Below are 22,895 nucleotides of genomic sequence, written 5' to 3'. Positions count from 1 at the left end.
CGCGGCTTGTCCGGGATGACGTTTCGCGGGTGGAAAGGGCGCCGCGACAGAGCAGCCTCAAAACCCCTTCGCCTCGAGTGCCTTCTCCTCATCCGCGATGTAGTCCCGGATGACCGGGACGGCGCTCTTATGCGGGCCCAGCAGCAGCTGGAACACCATGTCACCGCCGATGTCGAAGGAGATCGAGCAGGCGCAGAGGTAGAACTCCCACATCCGGGCGAAACGCTCGCCCATCATCGCGACCACCTCCTCGCGCCTCGCCATGAAGCGCTCGCGCCAGGCTTCCAGCGTCCAGTGGTAGTGCCGCCGCCAGAACTCGCAATCGGACGACCAGAGCCCGGTCTGTTCCACCGCCCCGAACACCTCCGACAGCGCCGGCGCATAGCCGCCGGGGAAGATGTACTTTTCGAAGAAGGGGCCGGTGAAACCGGGCGGCCCGGCGCGGCCGATGCAGTGGACGAGCGCGATCCCGTCCGGCGTCAGCAGATCGCGGATCTTCTCGAAATATTCGAGATAATGCGCGAGGCCGACATGCTCCATCATCCCGACCGAGACGATGCGGTCGAAGCTGCCGGTCAGCTCGCGATAGTCCTTGTTGATGAAAGTCACGGCATCGCCGACGCCGGCCGCCTCGGCGCGCTTCTGCGCGGCGGCCATCTGGTCGGGCGAGACGTTGAGGCCGGTCACCTTCGCCCCACAGGCCTTGGCCAGATAGATCGCGAGTTCGCCCCAGCCCGAGCCGATGTCGAGCACGCTCATGCCGGGCTCGATGTTCAGCTTGGCGGCGATGTGCCGGAGCTTGGCCTTCTGCGCTTGTTCGAGCCCCACGTTCGGCGAATGCCAGTACGCGCAGGAGTACGTCATCGTCTCGTCGAGCCAGAGCCGGTAGAAATCGGTCGGGATGTCGTAGTGATGCTTGACCTTCTTGCCGGCGACGCCGAGCGGGTTGTGCATCTGCCAGCGCCTGACCTTGAAGCGAACCTGCCGGATAGCCTTCTGCAGCGGGTGCTTGCGCATCTCCTTGCGCTGCATCCAGAACAGCGTCAGCAGATCGTGGATCGTGCCTTCCTCGAAATCGATCCGCCCGTCCATGTAGCCTTCGGCCAGCGCAAGCTCGGGATTGAGGAAGAGTTCGCGCTCGATACGGTCGTCATGGAAGCGGACCGTGACGGCCGGCGCCATCTTGCGCACGCCGGCGAACAGCATCTCCGCCGGCCCCGGGCCGAAGATGTGACGCTTCCCATCCGGCGTGATGACGGTCAAGCGCCCCTGCCGGATGAACCGTTTGAGCAGCCGCGGCAGCAGAAGCATCGATTCCCCCTTGAACGCCATCTTGAGTCGGGTGGCGCCTCCACGAGTTAAGCGGAAACGGATGGGTGCCGAAACCCCTGCCTGTTGCGGAGCCGCCCTGCTTGCGTTTAGTCATCGAGGACGGCTGCATTCGGCCCGGAGGATCGAACCTACCCATGTCCTGGCGCGATTTCTGGAACGGCGAGCATTCGATCTACGTCTCGCCGCGCCACAAGGCCCTGCATTACCGCGCCATCGCAACCGACCTGATCGGCCACATCCCGGCGCCCAACGGCGTCGTGCTCGACCATGGCTGCGGCGAGGCGCTGGATGCCGGCCGCGTCGCCTCGGCTTGCGGCAGGCTCTATCTCTGCGAAGCCGCACCCAACGTCCGGGAGAAACTGCGCGCCCAGTTCGGCCGCAGGGAGAACATCACCGTGGTCTCGCCGGAGGAGGTCGAGGCCCTGCCCGAGGCGACGCTCGATCTCGTCGTCGCCAATTCGCTGGTCCAGTATCTCTCCCGCGACGAGCTGAAGGCACTGCTCAAAACCTGGCGCGGCAAGCTCAAGCCGGGCGGCGCGCTGGTGATCGCCGATGTCATCCCGCCGGATGTCAGCCCGCTCACCGACGCCTCGCAGCTGCTCGCCTTCGCCTGGCGCGGCGGCTTCCTGACTGCGGCGCTCGCCGGCCTGGTCCGCACCGCCTTCTCCGATTACCGCAAGCTGCGCGCGCAATACGGGCTATCGACCTACACGCCGGAAGCCGTCACCGAGCTGATCCGCGAGGCCGGATTCACGACGATCGAGCGACCCGCCAATTTCGGCCACAACCCCCACCGCATGACCTTCAAGGCGACGAAGTCCGCGTGACCGACGAAAGCGCAGGTCCGAGCCGGTAACCGCGCGGAGTTGTACTAAAGTTCCGTAGCTGAAATCTGCCGGACATCTTGATCTGGCGAAATAAATATGGCTTTGAGCGCGGCTTGCCCGAACGGCGCGAGATCTCCGTGCAGGAACACTTCGTCTGTCCCTATTGCGATGCCGCGCTCAACAGGGGCGTGCTGTCGTGCCGGTGCTGCGGACGGGACCTCACCCCCGTGCTGCCCCTGCTGCGCCGTCTCGATACGCTCGAGGAGCGGCTTGCGGCCTTCGAGAAGCGGGCCGAGGAAGACCGTGCCGCGCTCGCCGCCCGGCCGGCTCCGGTCGCCGAAACCGTGGACTCCGAGCCTGCCGAGGCCCAGCATGCGGCCGCGCCGACCGTTCCGCATGGCACGCGGCGGCGCTTCTGGGTTCTGCCCTTCGGCCTGGTGCTGCTGCTGCTGGCCTATTGCGGGGTCGTGCTCTGGCTCGATCTGCCGCTCTGGGCGCTGCGCCTCGCTTCGATCGCGATCCCCTTCCTCACCGGCCTGATCTATTTCGGCATCCGCCCCCGGCTGATCGCCTTCGATATCGGCATCGCGGCCGCCTTCGCGATTTTTTCTGTCGTGACAATGAACGCGTTGCTTGGTTGGCACGACAATATACCGCTCCTTCCGCAGGGGCCGGCAGCCTGGCGCGAGACTTCGTTCTACGCGCTGAGCATCGGCGCCTCCATGTTCTCGGGGATGTTGCTGCGCGTGACGCAGGCTGCGCTTGCCGCGCGTGGCCTCGTCTCGCTGCCGGAACTGCGCAAGGGGCTGCTGGCCGTGCATGGCAAGGTGCCGATGGAAACGTTGAAGACCATCGAAACCACCATCCTGATGGCCGGCACCGCCATTTCTGCCATCGCCGGCCTCGTCGCCGCAATCCTGGGAGTGAAATAGGAACGATGATCATGACTGTGCTCGTCCGGCACATTATGCCTGCCGTTCTCGCCGTTGCCGCCACGCTGACGGCCGCGCAGGCCGCCGACCCCGTCCAGCTCATCACCCGCGAGGAGGCCGGTCTCCCGACCGCCGCCAAGGCGGCGGCGAGCACGCGCAACCTCACCCGCGGCCCGGGAATCGATACGCTGCCGACGCCTGACAAGGGCGTGGACGGCAAGCCCTTCCGCCTTGCCGTGCGCTTCATGCCGAGCAACGGCGTGCCGATCGACCCCGGCACCGTTCGCGTCTTCTACCGCCGCCAGCCCCCGGTGGACATCACCGAGCGGATCAAGCCCTTCATCACCCCGGCCGGGATCGACGCTCCTTCCGTCATCGTCCCGAGCGGAAGCCACGTCATCGAGATCGAGGCGACCGACAAGGAAGGCCGCATCGGCCGCAGGCAGATCACGCTGACGGTCGATCCGCCGAGGTAGAGGAAGCTGGCGGGTGGCGGCCCTTTACGCCGCCCGATCGGCGAAGCTGAAGAACTTGTGGCCGAGGAACGAGAAGACCATGACCACGCCCGTGGTGACGATCTGCATCGGCAGATAGGGCAAGCCGGCCCGCGTCACGAACAGATGCATCAGGATGCCGGTGAGCACGAAGCCGCCGGCCGCGATCACGGCGAAGCGCCAGCCGGCCTGCGCATGGCTGCGCGTCGCATCGAAGGTCATCCAACGATTGAGCGTGTAGGAGACTAGCGCGCCGACGACGAAGCCGGCGAGCGTGGCCGGCACGGGGTCGATTCGGCCGAGCTCGACGAGCCCGATCAGCACGCTGTAATGCGCGACGGCCGTCAGGCCACCGGCGATGACATAGGCCACGAGCTGGCGGAGCTGGCGCGGATAACGGCGAAACGGCATCCGCGCTTCCTAGAGCATTTTCGAGCGAAGTGGATACCGCTTCGCGTGAAGACAACGCGATAAAACAAAAGGCTGGGGGCTGGCCCGCTCAGCCCGCGTCGCTGCCGGCGAGATTGGCCGGCAGGCCGCCGACCGGCATGTCGAGCCCCTGCTTCAACGTGTCGAGATGATATTCGCGGATGCGCCCGTTGGTGGGATCGCTGACGAAGGCGCTGCCGCCGATCACGGCGAGGCCAGGCGTCGGCGTTTTCGCGCCATAGGCGCAATCGAAGGCCGCGACGGCGTCGAAGGAAGCGATCTCCTTCCAGGCCGGCGCGACCGCGTACACCCTGAGCTTGCCGTCCGGCGTCAGGTTGGCGAGGCGGTTGCCGGTGCTGCTGAGTTCGAACTGGCAGGCGGCCTGCCCGCCGGGGATCGCAAGCACATCCGCCGTCGAGAGCGCCTTGGCGTCGGGGTCGATCCGCAGCAATGCGTCATAGGGCGCCTTCAGCCCGTAATTGCCGACGAGATGGCGCCCGCCGTCGCGGGATTTGAGCGCGCTGATGCGCCGCTCGTCCGGATAGGCCAGCTTGCGCGCGCTCCATGCGGCCGCGGTGCCCTTGCCTGTTTTCGAGAGCACCAGCAGCTCGCCGCCGTCGCCCTCGGCGCAGCCGAAGAGGTGCCGCCCGCCGCGTGCCGGCGCATAGCCGTGATAGAGCTTGCAGGAGGCATCGGCCCGCGCCGGATCGTTGAAGCCCGCGATCCGCTTCCAACCGCCGTCCTTCTGTGAGGGCTTGCCCTGCTCCAGGACCTCGAAGCCGTTGGGGCGCGGCGAGGCGCTGCGGTCGTCGCCCTTGGCATAGGCGGGGTTGGGCACCGAGATCAGCCATTGCCGGGCACCGAGCGGCACGGCGATGCCATGCTGCGGGGCGGGGCTCGGCCAGACCGTCACCGCCGGATCGGACTTCGCGAGGCTGTCGATCCCGACCATCACGACGCGTGGCTCGCTCTTGCCCTCCCAAGGGCGCAGGCCGTCATAGAACAGCGCGAGCTGTCCCTGCCCGGAGATGACATGGGCCGGCCGGTCGCCCTTCGTCATGAAGTCGATGAGCTTCGGCTCGGCCTTGTCGAGATCGACATGGTCGCCATGCGATTCCGCGATCAAGCCGGTATCGAGGATGCGCAGTGTCCCCGCCTCGTCCCCGGTCTTCACCACGACGAAGCGGCCGCCGGATACGCCTGCAAAACCCGGATTGGCCTTCGGCACATCGAAGCTGTGCGTGACCTCGCCGCTGTCGAGATCGAGGATGCGGACGACCGGCTTGTCGTGATCGGCGAAGACGAGGCGCCCGCGCAGCGGCGCATGGTCATGCGCCTGCACGGCGGAAGCGAGCAGGCAGCCGGCGAGGCCGAGGCCGACGGCTTGAAGGCGAAGAGAAGTCACGAGGAGGCTCCGTCCAAACGAAATAATGCAATACTATAACATTACATCATCATCGAAAGAGCTCAACCCGTGCACGGTGTCGATCAGTGGACAGCTCGCAAGACGGGGGCGTCCCGGCGGATGGCACGCCCCTCGCTCTGCGTCTTGGTCGTCGCCAGCCCCCAGCAGGCTCAGGCCCGCACCTCGAACACCATGTTGAACGGCGTCTCGGTCGCGCGCCGGAAATGCGAGAAGCCGGCATCCATGGCGACCTTGCGCAGCCGCATCTCCCCGGCCTGCGCCCCCAGCCCCAGCCCCACCTCCTGCGAGAGCGAAGCCGGTGTGCAGATCATGGTCGAGGCACCGTAGAAGATCCGCCCGACGGGATTGAGGTTGTCCTTGAGATGGTCGTGCGCGAAGGGCTCGACGATCATCCAGCTGCCGTCCCGCGCCAGCGATTCCCGCACATGCTTTCCGGCGCCGACCGGATCGCCCATGTCATGCAGGCAATCGAACATGGTCACGAGATCGTACTTCCTCTCCGGGAAGTCCTTGGCCGAGGCGCGCTCGAAGACGATGCGGTCGCCCACGCCGGCCCTGTCCGCCGCCTCGCGCGCCCGCTCGATCGACGGTCCGTGATAGTCGAAGCCATAGAACCGCGATTGCGGGTAGGCCTGCGCCATCAGGATGGTCGAGGAGCCGTGCCCGCAACCGACATCGGCGACGGTCGCGCCATCCTTCAGCTTGGCTTCCATGCCGCCCAGCGCCGGAATCCAGCTGGCGATCAGATTCGCGTTGTAACCCGGCCGGAAGAAGCGCTCGGTGCCCCGGAACAGGCATTTGCTGTGCTCGTGCCAGCCGAGGCCGGCGCCGCTGCGGAAGGCCTCCTCGACCTTCGGCTCGTCGACCCACATCGACTGCACGATCTCGAACGCGCCGGCGAAGAAGGCGGGACTGTCTTCCTCCGCGAAGGCCATGGCCTGTTCCGGCGAGAGGCTGAAGCTGTCGCTGCCCTCGTCGTAATCGACATAGCCGGCCGAGGCCTGCCCGGCGAGCCATTCGCGCAGATAGCGCTCCTTGAGGCCCGTCTTCGTGGCCAGTTGCTGGGAGGTGACGGGCTCGCCGTCGGCCATCGCCTTATAGAGGCCGAGCTGGTCGCCCAGCACGATCAGAGCGCCGGTGACGGAGGCTCCGACATCGCCGACGAGACGTCCTACCAGGGCATCGAGTTTCTGAGGGTCGGCTGCACGCATGGCCATGCTCCTCGGGTTAGGGCGTGGCCGGTGCTTCTCGCGCGATCCGGCTCGACGCCATCGCGGAAGCCATGAACGCTAAACCCGTGGAAAGGCCTGTCAACGAGATAAAATCTGACCTTGCGTCTACCCGCCGTCCGAAAGCCAATCGGACCCGAGGCGCGGCAGGTTCGGATCGCGCCGCGCCGTCTCCACAACGCTGTCGAGCAGCCCCGGAAAGCGCTGGTTCAGCTCGTCGCGCCGGATGCTGAGATAGCGCGAGGTGCCCTCCACCCGCATGCGCGTGATGCCAGCCTCGCGCAGCTTCCCGAAATGGTAGGACAGGAGAGAGGGCGAGGCGAAGGCGGTGAAGTGGCTGCAGCGCGCCTTGTCGACCTCGCTGACATCGGCGAGCGCCACGAGGATGCCGAGGCGGATCGGATCGGCCAGCGCCGCGAACACGTCGGCGGGCGCGACATCCTCGATATCGGGATGGAAAACCGGCTTCATGTCCTCCGAGATAGGCGATGCCACCGCTCCTGACAATATTCAATATTTGTTGAAATTACCCTTGCGGTCAGTGATGCGCGATCTTAAAATTCAACGGTCATTGAAATTTTGAAGCTCGCCTTCGAAACAGCGATCATCCGCAAGGATCAGTCCCATGGATACGCGCCTTCTCTCGCTCGCCGGCGGCGCCTTCGCCATCGGCACGGGCAGCCTGATCGTCACCGGCATCCTGCCCCATCTCGCCTCCGGCCTCGGCGTCTCCGTCGATGCCGCCGGCCTGCTCATCTCGATCTTCGCCCTCGCCTATGCGATCGGCTCCCCCATCCTCTCGACCGTGCTCGGCGACGCCGACCGCAAGACGGTGCTGGTCGGCGCGATGACGGTGTTCGGCCTCGCCAATCTCGGCGCTGCCTTTGCCAGCGATTTCTGGGTGGTGATGGGCGCGCGGATCGTGATGGCGCTCGCTGCCGGCGTGTTCATGCCGGCTGCCAACGCCGTCGCGGTCGCGGTCTCCGCGCCGGAACGGCGCGGCCGGGCCATCGCGCTCGTCACCGGCGGCATGACCGTCTCGCTGATTCTCGGCATACCCATCGGCACCGCGGTCGTCGGCTTTGGCGGCTGGCACCTCGCCTTCCTGATCGTGGCGCTGTTCAGCGTGCTCTCGTTGGCGGGCCTTCTCGTCAAGCTGCCCAAGGGCCTGCCGCGCGGGACCAACACGCTGCGCGAGCGCCTCCAGGTCGCGGGGCGCAGCAACGTGCTGCTGGCGCTGGCCACGACGATGCTTTGGACCACAGGCGCCTTCGTCCTCTACACCTACATCGCGCCCTTCCTGACCAACCATGCCGGCATCGCCGGGCCCTGGCTCGCGGTGACCCTCGTCGTCTCAGGCATCGGCTCGGCCATCGGCAACCAGCTCGGCGGCATCGCCAGCGACCGCTTCGGTCCCGAGCGCACGCTCACCGTCGTGCTGAGCGTGCTGGCGCTGGCGCTGCTGACGGCCTCGCTGATCGCGGTCGGCCTGCCGCCGGCGCTCGCGATCTACCCGATTCCCTTCGTGCTGCTGGTGTGGAGCGCGGCCGGTTGGGCCGGGCACCCCTCGCAGATATCGCGGCTCGCCGCGATGGCGCCGGACGCGGCCGTGGTCGCGCTCTCGCTCAACGCCTCCGCCCTGTATTTCGGCATCGCGACCGGCGCGGCGCTGGGCCAGCAGGTGATGCGCCATGCCGGGACCTGGCCGCTCGGCTTCGTCGGCGCGGCCTGCGAGGTCGCGGCGCTCGCCGTGCTCTTCGTCGCGATGCGCCGCAAGCGCCGCGTGCCGCGTCCGCTGGAGATCGATCTCACCATGCCGGCACCACGGCCTGTGCGTTGATCGGGGGCGGAAGCGGTTTTAGCTTCCTTCCGCCGCCTTGCCCGTCTATAGCGAGCGCCTAGCATTCATTCAGACGCTCGCCAGGCCTCCGCTCGCCCGATCGGACCGGCCTTGCGCGCGCCCGCAAGACCGGTCGAGATCATGCCCAAGCGCACAGACATCAAGTCCATCCTGATCATCGGCGCCGGCCCCATCATCATCGGACAGGCCTGCGAGTTCGACTATTCCGGCACCCAGGCCTGCAAGACGCTGAAGGCCGAGGGCTACCGCATCGTCCTGGTCAACTCGAATCCGGCGACGATCATGACCGATCCGGATCTGGCCGACGCGACCTATGTCGAGCCGATCACGCCGGAGATCGTCGCCAAGATCATCGAGAAAGAGCGCCCGGACGCGCTGCTGCCGACCATGGGCGGCCAGACCGCGCTGAACTGCGCGCTCTCGCTCAAGAAGATGGGCGTGCTGGAGAAGTTCAACGTCGAGATGATCGGCGCCACGGCCGAGGCCATCGACAAGGCCGAGGACCGCGAACTCTTCCGCGAGGCGATGACCAAGATCGGCCTCGACACGCCGCGCTCGCACCACATCAAGACGCTCGGCCAGGCGCTCGACGCGCTCGAGGATATCGGCCTGCCCGCCATCATCCGCCCCTCCTTCACCATGGGCGGCACCGGCGGCGGCATCGCCTACAACAAGGGCGAGTTCATCGACATCGTCGAGCGCGGCATCGACGCCTCCCCGACCAGCGAAGTCCTCATCGAGGAGAGCGTGCTCGGCTGGAAGGAGTACGAGATGGAGGTTGTCCGCGACAAGAAGGACAACTGCATCATCGTCTGCTCGATCGAGAACTTCGATCCGATGGGCGTCCACACCGGTGATTCGATCACGGTCGCCCCGGCGCTGACGCTGACCGACAAGGAATACCAGATCATGCGCGACGCCTCGCTGGCGGTGCTGCGCGAGATCGGCGTCGAGACCGGCGGCAGCAACGTGCAGTTCGCGATCGATCCTGCCACCGGCCGCATGATTGTCATCGAGATGAACCCGCGCGTCTCGCGCTCCTCGGCGCTGGCCTCCAAGGCGACCGGCTTCCCGATCGCCAAGGTCGCGGCGCGCCTCGCCGTCGGCTACACGCTCGACGAGATCGAGAACGACATCACCGGCGGCGCGACGCCGGCCTCCTTCGAGCCGACCATCGACTACGTCGTCACCAAGATCCCGCGCTTCGCCTTCGAGAAGTTCCCGGGCTCCGAGCCGACGCTGACCACGGCGATGAAGTCGGTGGGCGAGGCCATGGCCATCGGCCGCACCTTCCAGGAAAGCCTGCAGAAGGCCCTGCGCTCGCTGGAAACCGGCCTCGACGGGCTCGACGAGATCGAGATCGACGGCTTCGGCCATGGCGACGACCGCAACGCGGTCAAGGCGGCGATCTCGACGCCGACGCCGGACCGCATCCTCCACGTCGCCCAGGCCATGCGCTTCGGCTTCAGCGACGAGGAAATCCACGAGAGCTGCAAGATCGATCCCTGGTTCCTCGCCCAGATGCGCGGCATCGTCGAGACCGAGGAGAAGATCCGCAAGTTCGGCCTGCCACAGACGCCGGGCGCCTTCCGCCAGATCAAGGCGATGGGCTTCTCCGACAAGCGTCTCGCCGCAGTCTCGGGCAAGAACGAGACGGAGGTGCGCGCGCTGCGCCACGCGCTGGAGGTGCGCCCGGTCTACAAGCGCATCGACACCTGCGCGGCCGAGTTCGCCTCGCCGACCGCCTATATGTATTCGAGCTATGCCATGCCCTTCGCCGGCAAGGTCGCGGACGAGGCCAACCCCTCCGACCGCAAGAAGGTCGTTATCCTCGGCGGCGGGCCGAACCGCATCGGCCAGGGCATCGAGTTCGACTATTGCTGCTGCCATGCCTGCTACGCGCTGCGCGACGCCGGCTACGAGACCATTATGGTCAACTGCAACCCGGAGACGGTCTCGACCGACTACGACACCTCCGACCGGCTCTATTTCGAGCCGCTGACGGCGGAGGACGTGCTCGAGATCCTCGATACCGAGAGGCGGAACGGCACGCTGCTCGGCGTCATCGTCCAGTTCGGCGGCCAGACGCCGCTGAAGCTCGCCAATGCGCTGGAAGAGGCGGGCATCCCGATCCTCGGCACCTCGCCTGATATGATCGACCTCGCCGAGGACCGCGACCGCTTCAAGCGCCTGCTCGACAAGCTGCACCTGAAGCAGCCGAAGAACGGCATCGCCTACTCGGTCGAGCAGTCCCGCATCATCGCCGGCGAGCTTGGCCTGCCCTTCGTCGTCCGCCCCTCCTACGTGCTCGGCGGCCGCGCCATGGCGATCATCCGTGACGAGGTGATGTTCGAGGACTACCTGCTCGGCACCCTGCCCTCGCTGATCCCCTCCGAGGTCAAGGCCAAGTACCCGAACGACAAGACCGGCCAGATCAACACGGTGCTCGGCAAGAACCCGCTGCTGTTCGACCGCTACCTGTCGGATGCGATCGAGGTCGATGTCGACTGCCTCTGCGACGGCAAGGACGTCTTCGTCGCCGGCATCATGGAGCATATCGAGGAAGCCGGCATCCATTCCGGCGATTCGGCCTGCTCGCTGCCGCCGCGCTCGCTCAGCCCCGAGACCCTCGCCGAGCTGGAGCGCCAGACCAAGGCGATGGCGCTCGCGCTCGATGTCGGCGGGCTGATGAACGTCCAGTACGCCATCAAGGACGGCGACATCTACGTGCTCGAGGTCAATCCGCGCGCCTCGCGCACCGTGCCCTTCGTCGCCAAGGTCATCGGCCAGCCGATCGCCAAGATCGCCGCCCGCATCATGGCCGGCGAGGCGCTGGCGGGCTTCGGCCTGAAGCCGTCGAAGCTCGACCATGTCGGCGTCAAGGAAGCCGTCTTCCCCTTCGCGCGCTTCCCCGGCGTCGACGTGCTGCTCGGCCCGGAGATGCGCTCGACGGGGGAGGTCATCGGCCTCGACCGCTCCTTCGACACCGCCTTCGCCAAGAGCCAGCTCGGAGCCGGCTCCAAGGTGCCGGTCAAGGGCACCGTCTTCGTCTCCGTGCGCGACGACGACAAGCCGCGCATCGTTGCATCGGTGCGCATCCTGGCCGATCTCGGCTTCCGCATCCTCGCCACCGGCGGCACGCTGCGCCTGCTGCAGGAACAGGGCATCGACGCGGCCCGGATCAATAAGGTTCTGGAAGGCCGGCCGCATGTCGTCGACGCGATCAAGAACGGCGAGATCCAGCTGATCTTCAACACCACCGAAGGCCCGCAGGCACTTGCGGATTCCCGTTCGTTGCGGCGGACGGCCCTCTTGCACAAGGTTCCCTATTATACCACCTTGGCCGGAGCGATCGCCGCGGCGGAGGGCATAAAGGCCTATTGCAGCGGCGATCTCGAAGTACGATCGTTGCAGTCATATTTCGAACGCGCGGCCTGAGGCCGTACGCGGCGGAGTAGAGAGACGAAGCGGAAGCGCGGGGACGCCGGCAGCCGATTTGCCGCTGGCGAGCCGCGCTTTCGGAGCTTATGGGACGGAAAGAATGGAAAAGGTTCCAATGACCGTGGGCGGCTTCGCCGCTTTGGAAGCGGAGTTGAAGCACCGCCAGCAGGTCGAGCGTCAGCGCATCATCACCGCCATCTCCGAGGCACGCGCCCTCGGCGACCTCTCCGAGAACGCCGAGTATCATGCGGCGAAGGAAGCGCAGTCGCTGAACGAGGGCCGCGTCCAGGAACTCGAATCGCTGATCGGCCGCGCCGACGTGATCGACGTGACCAAGCTCGGCGGCGACACGATCAAGTTCGGCGCCACCGTCAAGCTGATCGACGACGATACCGAGGAAGAGAAGAGCTACCAGATCGTCGGCGAGCCGGAATCGGACGTGAAGTCCGGCAAGGTTTCGATCGGCTCGCCGATCGCGCGCGCGCTGATCGGCAAGAAGGTCGGCGATTCCGTGCAGGTCAACACGCCCGGCGGCGGCAAGTCCTACGAGGTCGTCAGCATCGCCTTCCGCTGACGCAGAGCGTCATACTCGGGCCTTGGCCCGGGTATGACGCCTCCTCCCTAGCCCGCCAGTACCACCTTTATCGCCTTAATGATGCCGTCCACGGCGACGCTCGCCAGGATGAGGCCCATCACCCGGCTGATGACGCTCGCCCCCGCATTGCCGATGATCGCGATGATGCGCGACGCGCAGAACAGCAGCACGAGCAGCATCGCGAGGATGATGACGATCTGCACCACGGTCTCGGCCTGCTCTGCGAGGCTGATCTTGGAATTGTCCGTGACCGTCATGACAGTCAGCATCGCGCCGGGGCTGGCGATGCTCGGAATCGCCAGCGGATAGACCGCCTTCTCCAGATCGGCGGAGCGCAGCAGCTTCTGATCTTCCTCCAGCTTCGATTCGCCGAAGATCATCGTCAGCGCGAACAGGAACAGTACGATGTTGCCGGCGATCTGGAACGAGCTCAGCTCGATATCCATCGCGGTCAGCAGGACCTGGCCGAGCAGCACGAAGAACAGCAGCACCAGGAACGCGACCAGCGTGCCGTGCAGCGCGATCCGGCGCGCCGCGGCGGCGCTCAGGCCGGCGGTCACGGCCAGGAAAACCGGCAGCGTGCCGATCGGGTCGATCACGACCCAGAGCTTTATGAATTCCGTCAGCCAGCGTTCCATGCAATCCCCCTTCGATACCGCTCAATAGAACAGGCTGCGGCGGCAGCCCATATGCGGCCGCCGTCGATACCGCTTGGCAACCATGATCGGCAGATGATGGCGCGCGGGCCGGCAGCCATGGACTATCGCTGCTTCGCTCCTACATTGAAGCGACGAGCCTCTGGAGATCCCGGCCATGATCACGCGTCGACATTTTCTGGCTTCCTCGCTCGGCGCCGCGGCGCTGGCTGTGTTGCCGGGCGTTTCGTCCGCTCTCGCTCAGGCCGCGCCGATCGGCTCGATCAAGATCGAATTCGCTCCGACCGTCACCCACGCCTGGGGCGCCAACATTGCGATCGTCAGAAGCGAGCTCGAACGCACGCTCGTCGACCTGCTCGGCCCCTCGCTCCAGCGCGGAGCCGGCACGCGCCTCGTCGTCAACATCAGCAGCGTCTGGCTGGCGAGCTATGCCGGTGGCGGCGGTGGCGGCAAGCCCAGCGATGGCGGCGCCAGCAACGACTATCTCGAGAGCATCGCGACGCTCTATGATCGCAGCGGCCGCGAGCTCGCGAGCTATCCGATCCTGTCGACCGAACTCTCGGGCGGCGCCGGCGCCTGGTATCTGCCGGATGTCGACCAGCGCCGGCTGCGGGCGCTCGCGCGCAACAACGCCTACTGGATCAAGCGCTACGTCGGCTGAAGCCTCAGCCGAACGGTACGATCGGCTCGTCCTTGACCCGGTCGAGCGCGAGCGCGGTGCGCACGTTGCGGACATTCGGCAAGGCCGTGAGTTCGCCGACGAAATCCTGGAACGCCTTCAGATCCGGCGCCACGCATTTCAGCACGAAGTCGATGTCGCCGGAGAGCGTCCAGCACTCGCGCACCGTGGACCAGTCGCGGATACGGCTCTGGAAGGCGGCGAGATCGGCCTCGGCCTGGCTCGCCAGATGCACGAAGGCAAAGCAGACGACCTCGAAGCCCAGCTTCCGCTCGTCTAGATCGGCATGGTAGCCGCGGATCAGCCCGGCTTCCTCCAGCGCGCGCACGCGCCTCAGGCAGGGCGGCGGCGAGATGCCGACGCGGCTCGCCAGCTCGACATTGGTCATGCGCCCATCGGCCTGGAGTTCCCGCAGGATGCGCAGGTCGATATCGTCGAGTTTCGGACGCACGAAGATCCCCGGAGGCAAAATATCCTCAAAGTAAAGCCGCGCTGGTGTAGACGGCGGCGACGGGCGATACAAGGCGCATGCCGCAGACGCAGACAGCCATGCACGAGAATCCGAAGCCGACCGTCTGGGTCCTGACCGACGGCAAGGCTGGCGACGAGCTTCAATGCCTTGGTGTCGCCGAGCGGCTGGGCGTTTCGCCGGAGATCCGGCGCGTGAAGCCCCGCAAGCCCTTCGCCTGGCTGATGCCGCGCGGGCCCATCGACCCGCGCGAGGCGCCGGATCGGCCGGGAAGCCCGCTCCGCTCGCCCTTCCCCGACATCGCCATCGCCTCCGGCCGGCGCGCCGTGGCCTATCTGCGCGCGCTGAAGAAGGCCTCGAACGGCGCGATCTACACCGTCTTCCTGAAGGACCCGCGCACCGGAACCGGCGCGGCCGACCTGATCTGGGTCGCCGGGCACGACCAACTGCGCGGCGACAACGTGCTGGTCACCACCACCTCCCCCCATCGCCTGACGCCGCAGAAGCTCGCAGCCGCGCGCGCCGTGCCACCCGCGACCATCGCTGGCTTGTCAGCTCCGCGAGTCGCGGTGCTCGTCGGCGGCGACAGCCGGCACCATCGCTTCACGGCGGCAGACATCGAGCGCTTCGCCGGGCAGCTCGATGAATTGGCCCGATCGGGGGCGGCCCTGATGGGTTCCCCCTCCCGGCGCACCTCGCCAGCCCTCGCCGCCGCCGTCGCCGCCGTCTTCGCCCGCCATGGCGGCTGGTGGTGGGACGGCTCCGGCGAAAACCCCTATCCCGCCCTCCTCGCCAACGCCGACGCCATCGTCGCCACCGCCGACTCGACCAACATGATCGGAGAGGCCGCCGCGACCGGCTCCCCCGTCCTTGTGTTCGAGCCACAGGGCGGCCACGACAAGATCGCCGCCCTGATCGCTGGGCTGGAACATGAGGGGGTTGTGCATCGCTTCTGTGGACGCCTTGAAGGCGAACGCTACGAGCCGATAGACTCCACGCCGATCATAGCCGATGCGATATGGCAGGGCTGGCAGCGCCACCGGGCCGATTTCGGCCTGACGGACGGTTGAGCCCGGAGGCTCTTGTTTCGGCGCCGCGCCGGCGTATCTGACGGAACGAAGCTGCGGACCACGACCGCAGGAGAGGAATTGAGACGATGGCCCATACCCACGCCCGCGTCATGATCGTCGGCTCCGGCCCGGCCGGCTACACCGCCGCCATCTACGCCGCCCGCGCCATGATGGAGCCGGTGCTGATCTCCGGCCTGCAGGCAGGCGGCCAGCTGATGATCACCACCGATGTCGAGAACTATCCCGGCTTTGCCGACGTCATCCAGGGCCCCTGGCTGATGGAGCAGATGCGCGCCCAGGCCGAGCACATGGGGACGAAGATGGTCACCGACCATATCGCCCGCGTCGATCTCTCGCAGCGCCCCTTCCGGCTCTGGGGCGATGGCGGCGAGACCTATTCCTGCGATGCGCTGATCGTCGCCACCGGCGCCCAGGCGAAATGGCTAGGCCTGCCCTCCGAGCAGGCCTTCCAGGGCTTCGGCGTCTCGGCCTGCGCGACCTGCGACGGCTTCTTCTTCCGCAACAAGGAAGTCGTGGTCGTAGGCGGCGGCAACACGGCGGTAGAGGAAGCGCTCTACCTCGCCAATCTCGCCAGCAAGGTCACGCTGGTGCATCGCCGTGACAGCCTGCGCGCCGAGCGCGTGATGCAGGAGCGCCTGTTCAAGCATCCGAAGATCGAGGTCGTCTGGGACAGCGCCATCGCCGAGATCTGCGGCGGGACGCAGCCGCCGAACGTCACGCATCTGCGCCTGACGAACATGAAGACAGGCGTCGAGAGCGAGCTGAAGGCGGACGGCGTGTTCATCGCCATCGGCCACAAGCCGGCCACCGAGCTCTTTGCCGGCCAGCTCGCCATGAGCGAATCGGGCTACCTCGATGTCGAGCCTGGCACGACCCGGACCAATGTCCCCGGCGTCTTCGCGGCCGGCGATGTCACCGACGAGCATTACCGTCAGGCGGTCACGGCGGCTGGCCTCGGCTGCATGGCCGCGCTCGATGCGGAACGCTGGCTGGCGGCCAGCGCATTGGACCGTCGCGAAGCTGCGGAATGAATGGTTCGGCGCAACCTATCACCAATTCTGATAGGTTGTGTCACCAGATTCAGTGCGAATAATAGGTGCTACCTGCCACACAGACATTGACGCACAAGCGCTTTATCCCGCATCATGCATAAAACGCATAACGGGGGAAGCGCGGTGGATTGGGACCGCATTAGAATATTTTATACGGTCGCGGAGTCAGGCAGCTTTACGAAAGCTGGCGATGTTCTCGGCTTGAGTCAATCAGCCGTCAGCCGGCAGATCGGTGCGCTCGAGCGTGAGCTGCGCGCGCCCCTGTTCCACCGGCATACGCGCGGTCTGATCCTCACCGAACAGGGCGAACTGCTCTGGCGGGCGGCCCGCGAGATGACCCAGCGGCTGGAGCGCACGCGCTCGCAGCTCTCGGAGACGCGCGAGCATCCCTCCGGCGAGCTCAAGGTCACCGCCACGCGCGGCCTGGGCGGCCATTGGCTGACGCCTCGCCTTGCCGAGTTCCTGGATCTCTACCCCGACATCAGGGTCGAGCTCATCCTGACCGATGAGGAACTCGACCTGTCGATGCGCGAGGCCGACATCGCGATCCGCCTGCGCCAGCCGCAGCAGCCGGACCTGATCCAGCGCAAGCTCTTCACGGTGCACTTCCACGTCTACGCCTCGCCGGCCTATGTGAAGCGCTTCGGCGAGCCGAAGAGCTACGACGATCTCGACAACCACCGCATCCTGTCCTTCGGCGGCACCTCGCCCTCCTATCTGACGGCGGTGCACTGGCTCGGCACGATGGGGCGCGACCAGCGCAACCCGCGGCCGATCCATCTGACGGTCAACAACATCACCGCGATGAAGCGCGCGGTGGATTCGGGCGCCGGCATCGCCGTGCTGCCGGACTACCTGATCGAGACTGGCTCGCCGCTCGTGCAGCTCATGCGCGAAACCGAGATGCCGCAGCTCGAGAGCTATCTGGTCTATCCGGAAGAGATGAAGTCTGTGGCCCGCGTCCAGGTCTTCCGCGACTTCCTGATCCAGAAGGCCCAGCGCTGGACCTACTGACAAGTCGGACCACTCGAATACATGAATCGGGCGCCTCAGGGCGCCCGATTGCTTTTTGGCTGTTTTGTGACCACTGGCGCACTTCGCATGCGCCAAATTCGAACAGCACCGTCCGAAATCGCTTTTTAACCGCGGGAATTCGACTGCGAGAGGGCCTTAGCAGCCTCTCCGTGCCGGCCGCATCCTGCAATGAACGCATATTTCTCAATCATTTAGGCTCAAATTCGCGCCATCTGCCCTTAGTTCATGCAGCCAGCGCATGGCGGACCCAAGCTATGTTGCATTGCAAAACGGCAAGTCATGCTCGATATTGTACTCACGGTTGTTCGGAACGGGCTCCGCAATCTCCTCCCGGCGTTGAGTTCGTTTCAGCCGTTCCCCTCTGAGATGTTTGGCGTTTCGCCAGATGTTTCAAACTTTCAAGGCCGGCTCCCCTCGGGGACGCCGGCCCTTTTTTTGTCCATTCCAGTATTCCTGATCGACCGCGGCGCTGCGCCTCGGAGGCCCGACAAAAGAAAAGGCACCGCCCATAAGCGGTGCCTTCCGATTGCGTGCGGCGGTCTCGTCGCTCAGGCGGCGAGCTTGCCGGCGATTTTGGCGAAACCGTCGAGGAAGCCCTGCAGGAAGCTGCGCGTCCCCTCGTTGGTGATCTCGTGGTTGGAGTCGATCAGCTCTTCCTTGAAGGTGATGAAGACCTGCCCGCCGACCACGACGCCGGCGAGGTTGGTCATGATCATCCGCAGTTCGTTCTGGGCGACGGCGGTGCCGACGGCGCCGCCGCTCGTGCCGGTCACCGCCACGGTCTTGCCGGCCCAGGAATTCTTGCCATAGGGGCGCGAGGCCCAATCGATCGCATTCTTGAGCGCGGCCGGGATCGAACGGTTGTGCTCGGGGGTGACGATCAGGATGGCGTCAGCTGCCTCGATCTCTCGCTTCAGCCGCAGCGTCGGCTCGGGGCGGTCGGCTTCCAGGTCCTGGTTGAACAGGGGAAGATCGTCGATCCGCACGAAGGAGGGTTCGAAGGCATCCGCTCCCAGCTTGGCCAGAGCCTCCGCCAGCTTGCGGTTGATCGACTCGCAGCGCGTGCTGCCGACGACGATGGCGAGCTTCAACTTGGCCATGGTATTCCTCGTTACTGGGCGGAAAGTGCCGCGACAGTAGAGGCCTCGGCGATCCCGGAGCAAGCCGGTCGCCTGCAAGGGCACCATTGCAGCAATTCAAGCGCGAAGGCCGAGTTTCCACCCAGCCGCATTACTGCCGCGGCGGCCGGGCAGCGAGCGGCAGCGCGTCGAACAGGCTGGGCTCGGCGGTGGTGCGCGCCTTCTCGATCGTCAGAATCCTGAGCTTGGTTTCGACGCCGCCATCGGCCGAGAAACCGCCCGTCTTGCCGCCGGCCGCGAGAACGCGGTGGCAGGGCACGATGATCGGCCACGGGTTCTGGCCGAGCGCCACGCCGACGGCCCGCGCCGCGCCGGGATCGCCGATGCGAGCCGCGACCTCGCCATAGGTCAGCGTCTCGCCAGGCGGGATGGCGAGCGCGACCTCATAGACCTTGCGGTTGAAATCCGAGACCGCCTCGATCGCGATCGGAAGGTGCGAGAGATCGCGCGCCTCGCCGGTCAGCAAAGCCCGGATCGATGCCACGGCATCGGCGACGAAGCTCTCCGCCCCGGCCTCCTCGGCCTCGGGAAAGCGCCGCGCCAGCCGCCGACGCGCCGCCACCTCGTCGCCTTCCGGCAGTTGCGCCCCGATGAACCGCTCGCCTTCCCAGGCCAGCGCGCAGGTGCCGATCGCCGTCTCGAAGAGATGGAAATGCTGGGTGGCGATGGTCGCTCTCCCGGTCCGCTGCGTGGACGGAACTGATCTAGCATGCCGGATAGCGGCCAGGGCACCCGAAAGCTGGCAGCAGAGGCCGGCTCACATGAAGAGCTTCTCGCCCTCCAGCCCCTTGTAGAGCCCTGCGACCTGCTCGCCATAGCCGTTATAGATCAGAGTCGGCCGCCGGTCGCGCGAGCCCAGCACTTGCTCGCTCGCCTGGCTCCAGCGCGGATGCGGCACCGCCGGGTTCACATTGGCCCAGAAGCCGTATTCCGAGGCCTGAAGCCCCTCCCAGAAGGTCTTCGGCCGCTCCGCCACGAAGCTGATCTTGCGGATCGATTTCACCGATTTGAAGCCGTATTTCCACGGCGTGATCAATCGGATCGGCGCACCGTGCTGCGTCGGCAGCGGCTTGCCGTAGATGCCCGTCACCAGCAGCGGCAGCTCGTTCGTCGCCTCCGCGATGGTCAGCCCCTCGGTATAGGGCCAGGGATACCAGCGCTGGCCCTGGCCGGGCGCCACGCGGGGGTTCAGGAAGGTCTCGAAGCGGATATACTTCGCTGAAGAGAGCGGCTTGGCGAGCGCGACAAAGGATTTGAGCGGGATTCCGGTCCAGGGCACGGCCATCGCCCAGGCCTCGACGCAGCGGAAGCGGTAGAGCCGCTCTTCCAGCGGCAGCTTGCGCACGAGATCGTCGAAGCCGATCTCGAAGGGCTTCTCGACCATGCCATCGACCTGGATCGACCAGGGACGCGTCGCGAGCCGCCGCGAGGCGTCCACGATGTCCTTCGACATACCGAATTCGTAGAAGTTGTTGTAGTTCGCGGCGTCCTCCTCAGCCGTCAGCGCCACATCGATCTTGTAGGCCTCGTTGCGCTTGGCCGGATAGAGATCGAGCGTCGGATCGGGCGTCTGCGCCATCGCGCTTCCCGGCAGCGCAGCCCCCACGATCAGCCCCGCCCCTGCGCCAATCAACTGGCGGCGGTTGAGGAAGGCGCCCTCCGGCGTGGCCTGGCTTTCCGGCATTTCCCAGCCGGCACGGCGCTTGATCAGCATGACGGACATACTCCGTTTCGATGGCCGCTGTTAGGCCACGAAAGCGGGGTCACGGCAATTCACGAGGGGGAGAGGTTTCCCCAGCCGGTCATGGTCGGGCTTGACCCGACCATGTCTGGAAGAATTTGGCTGGTTTACGAGATGGTCGGGTCAAGCCCGACCATGACGCAGATATTCTCAGCCCCGCGCTTCCAGCGCCTTGATGATCGCCTGGCCCATCTCGCTGGTCGAGACGGCGTTGGCGCCCGGTGCGGCGATGTCCTTGGTGCGGGTGCCCGAGCCGAGCACGTCGGCGATCGCGCCTTCGAGCCGGTCGGCTGCCTCGCCGGCGCCGAACGAATAGCGCAGCGCCATGGCAAAGGAGCCGATCATCGCGATCGGGTTGGCAAGGCCCTTGCCGGCGATGTCCGGCGCAGAGCCATGGACGGGCTCGTAAAGCGCCTTGCGCTTGCCGGTGGCCGGGTCTTCCGCGCCCAGCGAAGCCGACGGCAGCATGCCGAGCGAGCCGGTCAGCATCGCCGCGACGTCGGAGAGGATATCGCCGAAGAGGTTGTCGCAGACGATGACGTCATACTGCTTCGGCCAGCGCACGAGCTGCATGGCGCAATTGTCGGCGAGCACATGCTCGAGCTCGACATCCGCATATTCGGCGGCATGGAGCGCGGTGACCGTCTGCTTCCAGAGCACGCCGGTCTTCATAACGTTGTGCTTCTCGGCCGAGGAGACCTTGTTGCGGCGGGTGCGCGCCAGTTCGAAGGCGACGCGGCAAATGCGCTCGATTTCCGGGGTCGTGTAGATCTGGGTGTCGACGCCGCGCTTGGAGCCGTCCTCCAGCGTGACAATCTCCTTCGGCTCGCCGAAATAAACGCCGCCGGTGAGCTCGCGCACGATCAGGATGTCCAGGCCTTCGACGACCTCGGGCTTGAGCGACGAGGCCGAGGCTAGCGCCGGGTAGCAGATCGCCGGGCGCAGATTGGCGAACAGGCCGAGATCCTTGCGCAGGCGCAGCAGCCCGGCTTCCGGCCGGTGCTGGTAGGGCACATCGGCCCATTTCGGCCCGCCGACGGCGCCGAAGAGCACGGCGTCGGCATCCTGCGCCAGCTTCATGTCGCCTTCCGAGATCGCGGCCTTGTGCGCGTCATAGGCCGCGCCGCCAACGAGACCCTTCTCGATCTCGAAAGAGCCGAGGCCCTGCTTGCCGAACCAGGACACGATCTGTTCGACCTGGCCCATCACCTCGGGGCCGATGCCGTCGCCGGGGAGCAGCAGGAGCTTGTGGGTTGCCATGATCGTGAAGCCTCGTGTCCAGGTCGTTTCCTGCGCAGGCTGATAGGCGGCGGGGCGCCGCCATGCAAGCCGAAGCCCCGCAGAGCCGCCACGCAAAAAGCCCGCCCCTGTCGGGGCGGGCCTTCTTGACCGTCAGGCCGCGAGTGCCGCTCGCGACGCGGCGGTCACTCGATGATCTGGATGACGCGGCGGGTGCTGGGCTCGACCAGCACGGCGCGGTCGTTCACCACGGTATAGCGGTAGTTGCTGACGCCGTATTCGGCCGGCACCTCGCGATAGACCACGCCCTGCTGCGGCAGCACCGTGCCGACTGCGAGCGGCTGGGCGTAGGTGAAGGAGGTCGGGCGCTGCGTGATGACGTATTCCTTGAAGCGCGGCGCAAGCTCGCTGCGCATCGACGGCGCTTCCGGCAGGCCGTTGGGCTGGCCCTGGCCCTGCGCCATGACGGCGGCGGGCAGCAAGACGAGGCCGGCGGCGAAAACGATATTCCTGAGCATCTGGATGTCCTTCATCTGCGACGAAGCCGAAGGTCGCCCTTTGCTATCCCTATGCTCGAAGAACGGCCCGGCCGGCATGAGGTTCCGCAGAAAATGCGAAAGCCGGGGATGCCCGCCCGAGGAGGCGCTCAGCTCCGCAGCCGCGCCGTCACCTCGATCTCGACCTTCATTTCCCGCTTGAGCAGCCCGGCGATGACATAGATTCCGGCGGCCGGCCGGATTTCGCCGAAGACCTCGCCGCAGACGCCGAGCACCGGCTCGCAATAGCTGCGGTCGGTGACGAAATACTGGGCCCGGACGATCTGCGACAGCGACGAGCCGGCCTCATCCAGCACCGCCCCGATCGTGCGGAAGATGTTGCGGGTCTGCTCGGCCGGATCATCCGGCATCGCCATGGTGACGTAGTCATAGCCGGTCGTGCCGGAAACGAAGACCAGGTCGCCGTCGATCACGGCCCGCGAGTAGCCGAAGGAGCGCTCGAAGGGCGAACCGGTGGAAATGAGGCGGCGCATGGCCAATTCTCCAAGAACCAAAGCGGGTCATCCCGGACGACCGAAGGAAGACCCGGGATCCATGCCTGAAGATTCCCCGAAAGGCTCAGGCATGGATCCCGGATCGGCGCCGCTGACGCGGCTTGTCCGGATGACCAGCCATTCATGCAGCATGGCCGCGGACGCCACCCGTTTTCTGGAAAGCTGCGCCTGGAACCT

The 22,895-nt window shown here is 66.2% G+C and carries 23 protein-coding genes; 10 read left to right on the top strand and 13 right to left on the bottom strand.

Going from position 1 to position 22,895, the window contains the following annotated elements; all coding sequences use genetic code 11:
• Positions 1-57: 57 nt before the first annotated feature.
• Positions 58-1,311, bottom strand: a complete 1,254-nt coding sequence (locus AC1DVA_RS08355) for a class I SAM-dependent methyltransferase (protein ID WP_476805587.1) — start codon at positions 1,309-1,311, stop codon at positions 58-60.
• Positions 1,312-1,466: 155 nt separating this feature from the next.
• On the opposite strand from AC1DVA_RS08355, the gene AC1DVA_RS08350 reads away from it, so the two are divergent.
• From AC1DVA_RS08350 to AC1DVA_RS08340, 3 genes are all read left to right on the top strand, one after another.
• On the top strand, positions 1,467-2,159 hold the full coding sequence (locus AC1DVA_RS08350; protein WP_265054251.1) for a class I SAM-dependent methyltransferase: 693 nt from the start codon (positions 1,467-1,469) through the stop codon (positions 2,157-2,159).
• 137 nt (positions 2,160-2,296) lie between these two features.
• Positions 2,297-3,091 (top strand): hypothetical protein, encoded by a 795-nt coding sequence (locus AC1DVA_RS08345; RefSeq protein ID WP_265054252.1) that lies wholly within the window; start codon positions 2,297-2,299, stop codon positions 3,089-3,091.
• A gap of 11 nt (positions 3,092-3,102) precedes the next feature.
• Positions 3,103-3,567, top strand: coding sequence for a hypothetical protein (locus AC1DVA_RS08340; RefSeq protein ID WP_476805586.1), 465 nt, complete (start codon positions 3,103-3,105; stop codon positions 3,565-3,567).
• A gap of 24 nt (positions 3,568-3,591) precedes the next feature.
• On the opposite strand, the gene AC1DVA_RS08335 is transcribed toward AC1DVA_RS08340, so the two are convergent.
• The 4 genes from AC1DVA_RS08335 to AC1DVA_RS08320 form a co-directional block, all read right to left on the bottom strand.
• Positions 3,592-3,996, bottom strand: coding sequence for a GtrA family protein (locus tag AC1DVA_RS08335; RefSeq protein ID WP_265054254.1), 405 nt, complete (start codon positions 3,994-3,996; stop codon positions 3,592-3,594).
• A gap of 88 nt (positions 3,997-4,084) precedes the next feature.
• Entirely contained in the window at positions 4,085-5,419 is a 1,335-nt protein-coding gene (locus AC1DVA_RS08330; RefSeq protein ID WP_476805585.1) for a hypothetical protein, read from the bottom strand.
• A gap of 170 nt (positions 5,420-5,589) precedes the next feature.
• Positions 5,590-6,651, bottom strand: a complete 1,062-nt coding sequence (locus AC1DVA_RS08325; RefSeq protein WP_265054256.1) for a class I SAM-dependent methyltransferase — start codon at positions 6,649-6,651, stop codon at positions 5,590-5,592.
• Between the two features lie 126 nt (positions 6,652-6,777).
• Entirely contained in the window at positions 6,778-7,140 is a 363-nt protein-coding gene (locus AC1DVA_RS08320; RefSeq protein ID WP_265054257.1) for an ArsR/SmtB family transcription factor, read from the bottom strand.
• A 154-nt stretch (positions 7,141-7,294) separates the two neighbouring features.
• On the opposite strand from AC1DVA_RS08320, the gene AC1DVA_RS08315 reads away from it, so the two are divergent.
• From AC1DVA_RS08315 to greA, 3 genes are all read left to right on the top strand, one after another.
• Positions 7,295-8,509, top strand: coding sequence for an MFS transporter (locus AC1DVA_RS08315; RefSeq protein WP_476805584.1), 1,215 nt, complete (start codon positions 7,295-7,297; stop codon positions 8,507-8,509).
• A 141-nt stretch (positions 8,510-8,650) separates the two neighbouring features.
• On the top strand, positions 8,651-11,968 hold the full coding sequence (gene carB, locus AC1DVA_RS08310) for a carbamoyl-phosphate synthase large subunit (protein ID WP_265054259.1): 3,318 nt from the start codon (positions 8,651-8,653) through the stop codon (positions 11,966-11,968).
• Positions 11,969-12,071: 103 nt separating this feature from the next.
• On the top strand, positions 12,072-12,545 hold the full coding sequence (gene greA, locus AC1DVA_RS08305) for a transcription elongation factor GreA (RefSeq protein WP_265054260.1): 474 nt from the start codon (positions 12,072-12,074) through the stop codon (positions 12,543-12,545).
• A 47-nt stretch (positions 12,546-12,592) separates the two neighbouring features.
• On the opposite strand, the gene AC1DVA_RS08300 is transcribed toward greA, so the two are convergent.
• Complete coding sequence (locus AC1DVA_RS08300) at positions 12,593-13,204, bottom strand: MarC family protein (protein WP_265054261.1); 612 nt, start codon at positions 13,202-13,204, stop codon at positions 12,593-12,595.
• A gap of 175 nt (positions 13,205-13,379) precedes the next feature.
• Here AC1DVA_RS08300 and AC1DVA_RS08295 point away from each other — a divergent pair, with 175 nt between their 5' ends.
• Positions 13,380-13,883: a twin-arginine translocation signal domain-containing protein gene (locus AC1DVA_RS08295; protein WP_265054262.1), complete on the top strand. Its 504-nt coding sequence runs from the start codon at positions 13,380-13,382 to the stop codon at positions 13,881-13,883.
• A gap of 4 nt (positions 13,884-13,887) precedes the next feature.
• Here AC1DVA_RS08295 and AC1DVA_RS08290 read toward each other — a convergent pair whose 3' ends face one another.
• Positions 13,888-14,352 (bottom strand): Lrp/AsnC family transcriptional regulator, encoded by a 465-nt coding sequence (locus AC1DVA_RS08290; protein WP_265054263.1) that lies wholly within the window; start codon positions 14,350-14,352, stop codon positions 13,888-13,890.
• A 77-nt stretch (positions 14,353-14,429) separates the two neighbouring features.
• Here AC1DVA_RS08290 and AC1DVA_RS08285 point away from each other — a divergent pair, with 77 nt between their 5' ends.
• From AC1DVA_RS08285 to AC1DVA_RS08275, 3 genes are all read left to right on the top strand, one after another.
• On the top strand, positions 14,430-15,440 hold the full coding sequence (locus AC1DVA_RS08285; RefSeq protein ID WP_265054264.1) for a mitochondrial fission ELM1 family protein: 1,011 nt from the start codon (positions 14,430-14,432) through the stop codon (positions 15,438-15,440).
• Between the two features lie 86 nt (positions 15,441-15,526).
• On the top strand, positions 15,527-16,492 hold the full coding sequence (trxB, locus tag AC1DVA_RS08280; RefSeq protein WP_265054265.1) for a thioredoxin-disulfide reductase: 966 nt from the start codon (positions 15,527-15,529) through the stop codon (positions 16,490-16,492).
• Between the two features lie 144 nt (positions 16,493-16,636).
• The gene (locus AC1DVA_RS08275; protein WP_061969317.1) at positions 16,637-17,527 is read left to right on the top strand and encodes a LysR family transcriptional regulator; all 891 of its coding nucleotides are present in this window, start codon (positions 16,637-16,639) and stop codon (positions 17,525-17,527) included.
• A 569-nt stretch (positions 17,528-18,096) separates the two neighbouring features.
• Here AC1DVA_RS08275 and AC1DVA_RS08270 read toward each other — a convergent pair.
• The 6 genes from AC1DVA_RS08270 to AC1DVA_RS08245 form a co-directional block, all read right to left on the bottom strand.
• A complete protein-coding gene (locus tag AC1DVA_RS08270) occupies positions 18,097-18,648 on the bottom strand; it encodes an NADPH-dependent FMN reductase (protein WP_476805583.1) in 552 nt (183 codons plus the stop codon).
• 130 nt (positions 18,649-18,778) lie between these two features.
• Positions 18,779-19,354 carry a methylated-DNA--[protein]-cysteine S-methyltransferase gene (locus AC1DVA_RS08265; protein ID WP_265054874.1) on the bottom strand — a complete coding sequence of 192 codons (576 nt, stop codon included), beginning with the start codon at positions 19,352-19,354 and terminating at the stop codon, positions 18,779-18,781.
• A gap of 90 nt (positions 19,355-19,444) precedes the next feature.
• The gene (gene msrP / locus AC1DVA_RS08260) at positions 19,445-20,401 is read right to left on the bottom strand and encodes a protein-methionine-sulfoxide reductase catalytic subunit MsrP (protein WP_476805582.1); all 957 of its coding nucleotides are present in this window, start codon (positions 20,399-20,401) and stop codon (positions 19,445-19,447) included.
• Between the two features lie 177 nt (positions 20,402-20,578).
• Positions 20,579-21,688 carry a 3-isopropylmalate dehydrogenase gene (leuB, locus tag AC1DVA_RS08255; RefSeq protein WP_265054268.1) on the bottom strand — a complete coding sequence of 370 codons (1,110 nt, stop codon included), beginning with the start codon at positions 21,686-21,688 and terminating at the stop codon, positions 20,579-20,581.
• A 164-nt stretch (positions 21,689-21,852) separates the two neighbouring features.
• The gene (locus AC1DVA_RS08250) at positions 21,853-22,185 is read right to left on the bottom strand and encodes a DUF1236 domain-containing protein (RefSeq protein ID WP_265054269.1); all 333 of its coding nucleotides are present in this window, start codon (positions 22,183-22,185) and stop codon (positions 21,853-21,855) included.
• A gap of 128 nt (positions 22,186-22,313) precedes the next feature.
• Positions 22,314-22,697, bottom strand: a complete 384-nt coding sequence (locus AC1DVA_RS08245) for a RidA family protein (protein WP_265054270.1) — start codon at positions 22,695-22,697, stop codon at positions 22,314-22,316.
• Between the last annotated feature and the right edge of the window lie 198 nt (positions 22,698-22,895).

Source organism: Allobosea sp. P4_C6 (assembly GCF_056402015.1).
The sequence above is the reverse complement of the archived record's forward strand: the minus strand, read 5'-3'. Positions and strand labels throughout refer to the sequence as shown.

Coding starts and splice junctions, on each gene's coding strand:
- AC1DVA_RS08355 (WP_476805587.1), bottom strand. CDS start 1,311: ATGCTTCTGCTGCCGCGGCTGCTCAAACGGTTCATCCGGCAGGGGCGC.
- AC1DVA_RS08350 (WP_265054251.1), top strand. CDS start 1,467: ATGTCCTGGCGCGATTTCTGGAACGGCGAGCATTCGATCTACGTCTCG.
- AC1DVA_RS08340 (WP_476805586.1), top strand. CDS start 3,103: ATGACTGTGCTCGTCCGGCACATTATGCCTGCCGTTCTCGCCGTTGCC.
- AC1DVA_RS08335 (WP_265054254.1), bottom strand. CDS start 3,996: ATGCCGTTTCGCCGTTATCCGCGCCAGCTCCGCCAGCTCGTGGCCTAT.
- AC1DVA_RS08325 (WP_265054256.1), bottom strand. CDS start 6,651: ATGCGTGCAGCCGACCCTCAGAAACTCGATGCCCTGGTAGGACGTCTC.
- AC1DVA_RS08320 (WP_265054257.1), bottom strand. CDS start 7,140: ATGAAGCCGGTTTTCCATCCCGATATCGAGGATGTCGCGCCCGCCGAC.
- AC1DVA_RS08315 (WP_476805584.1), top strand. CDS start 7,295: ATGGATACGCGCCTTCTCTCGCTCGCCGGCGGCGCCTTCGCCATCGGC.
- carB (WP_265054259.1), top strand. CDS start 8,651: ATGCCCAAGCGCACAGACATCAAGTCCATCCTGATCATCGGCGCCGGC.
- greA (WP_265054260.1), top strand. CDS start 12,072: ATGGAAAAGGTTCCAATGACCGTGGGCGGCTTCGCCGCTTTGGAAGCG.
- AC1DVA_RS08300 (WP_265054261.1), bottom strand. CDS start 13,204: ATGGAACGCTGGCTGACGGAATTCATAAAGCTCTGGGTCGTGATCGAC.
- AC1DVA_RS08295 (WP_265054262.1), top strand. CDS start 13,380: ATGATCACGCGTCGACATTTTCTGGCTTCCTCGCTCGGCGCCGCGGCG.
- AC1DVA_RS08285 (WP_265054264.1), top strand. CDS start 14,430: ATGCCGCAGACGCAGACAGCCATGCACGAGAATCCGAAGCCGACCGTC.
- trxB (WP_265054265.1), top strand. CDS start 15,527: ATGGCCCATACCCACGCCCGCGTCATGATCGTCGGCTCCGGCCCGGCC.
- AC1DVA_RS08270 (WP_476805583.1), bottom strand. CDS start 18,648: ATGGCCAAGTTGAAGCTCGCCATCGTCGTCGGCAGCACGCGCTGCGAG.
- msrP (WP_476805582.1), bottom strand. CDS start 20,401: ATGCTGATCAAGCGCCGTGCCGGCTGGGAAATGCCGGAAAGCCAGGCC.
- leuB (WP_265054268.1), bottom strand. CDS start 21,688: ATGGCAACCCACAAGCTCCTGCTGCTCCCCGGCGACGGCATCGGCCCC.
- AC1DVA_RS08250 (WP_265054269.1), bottom strand. CDS start 22,185: ATGCTCAGGAATATCGTTTTCGCCGCCGGCCTCGTCTTGCTGCCCGCC.
- AC1DVA_RS08245 (WP_265054270.1), bottom strand. CDS start 22,697: ATGCGCCGCCTCATTTCCACCGGTTCGCCCTTCGAGCGCTCCTTCGGC.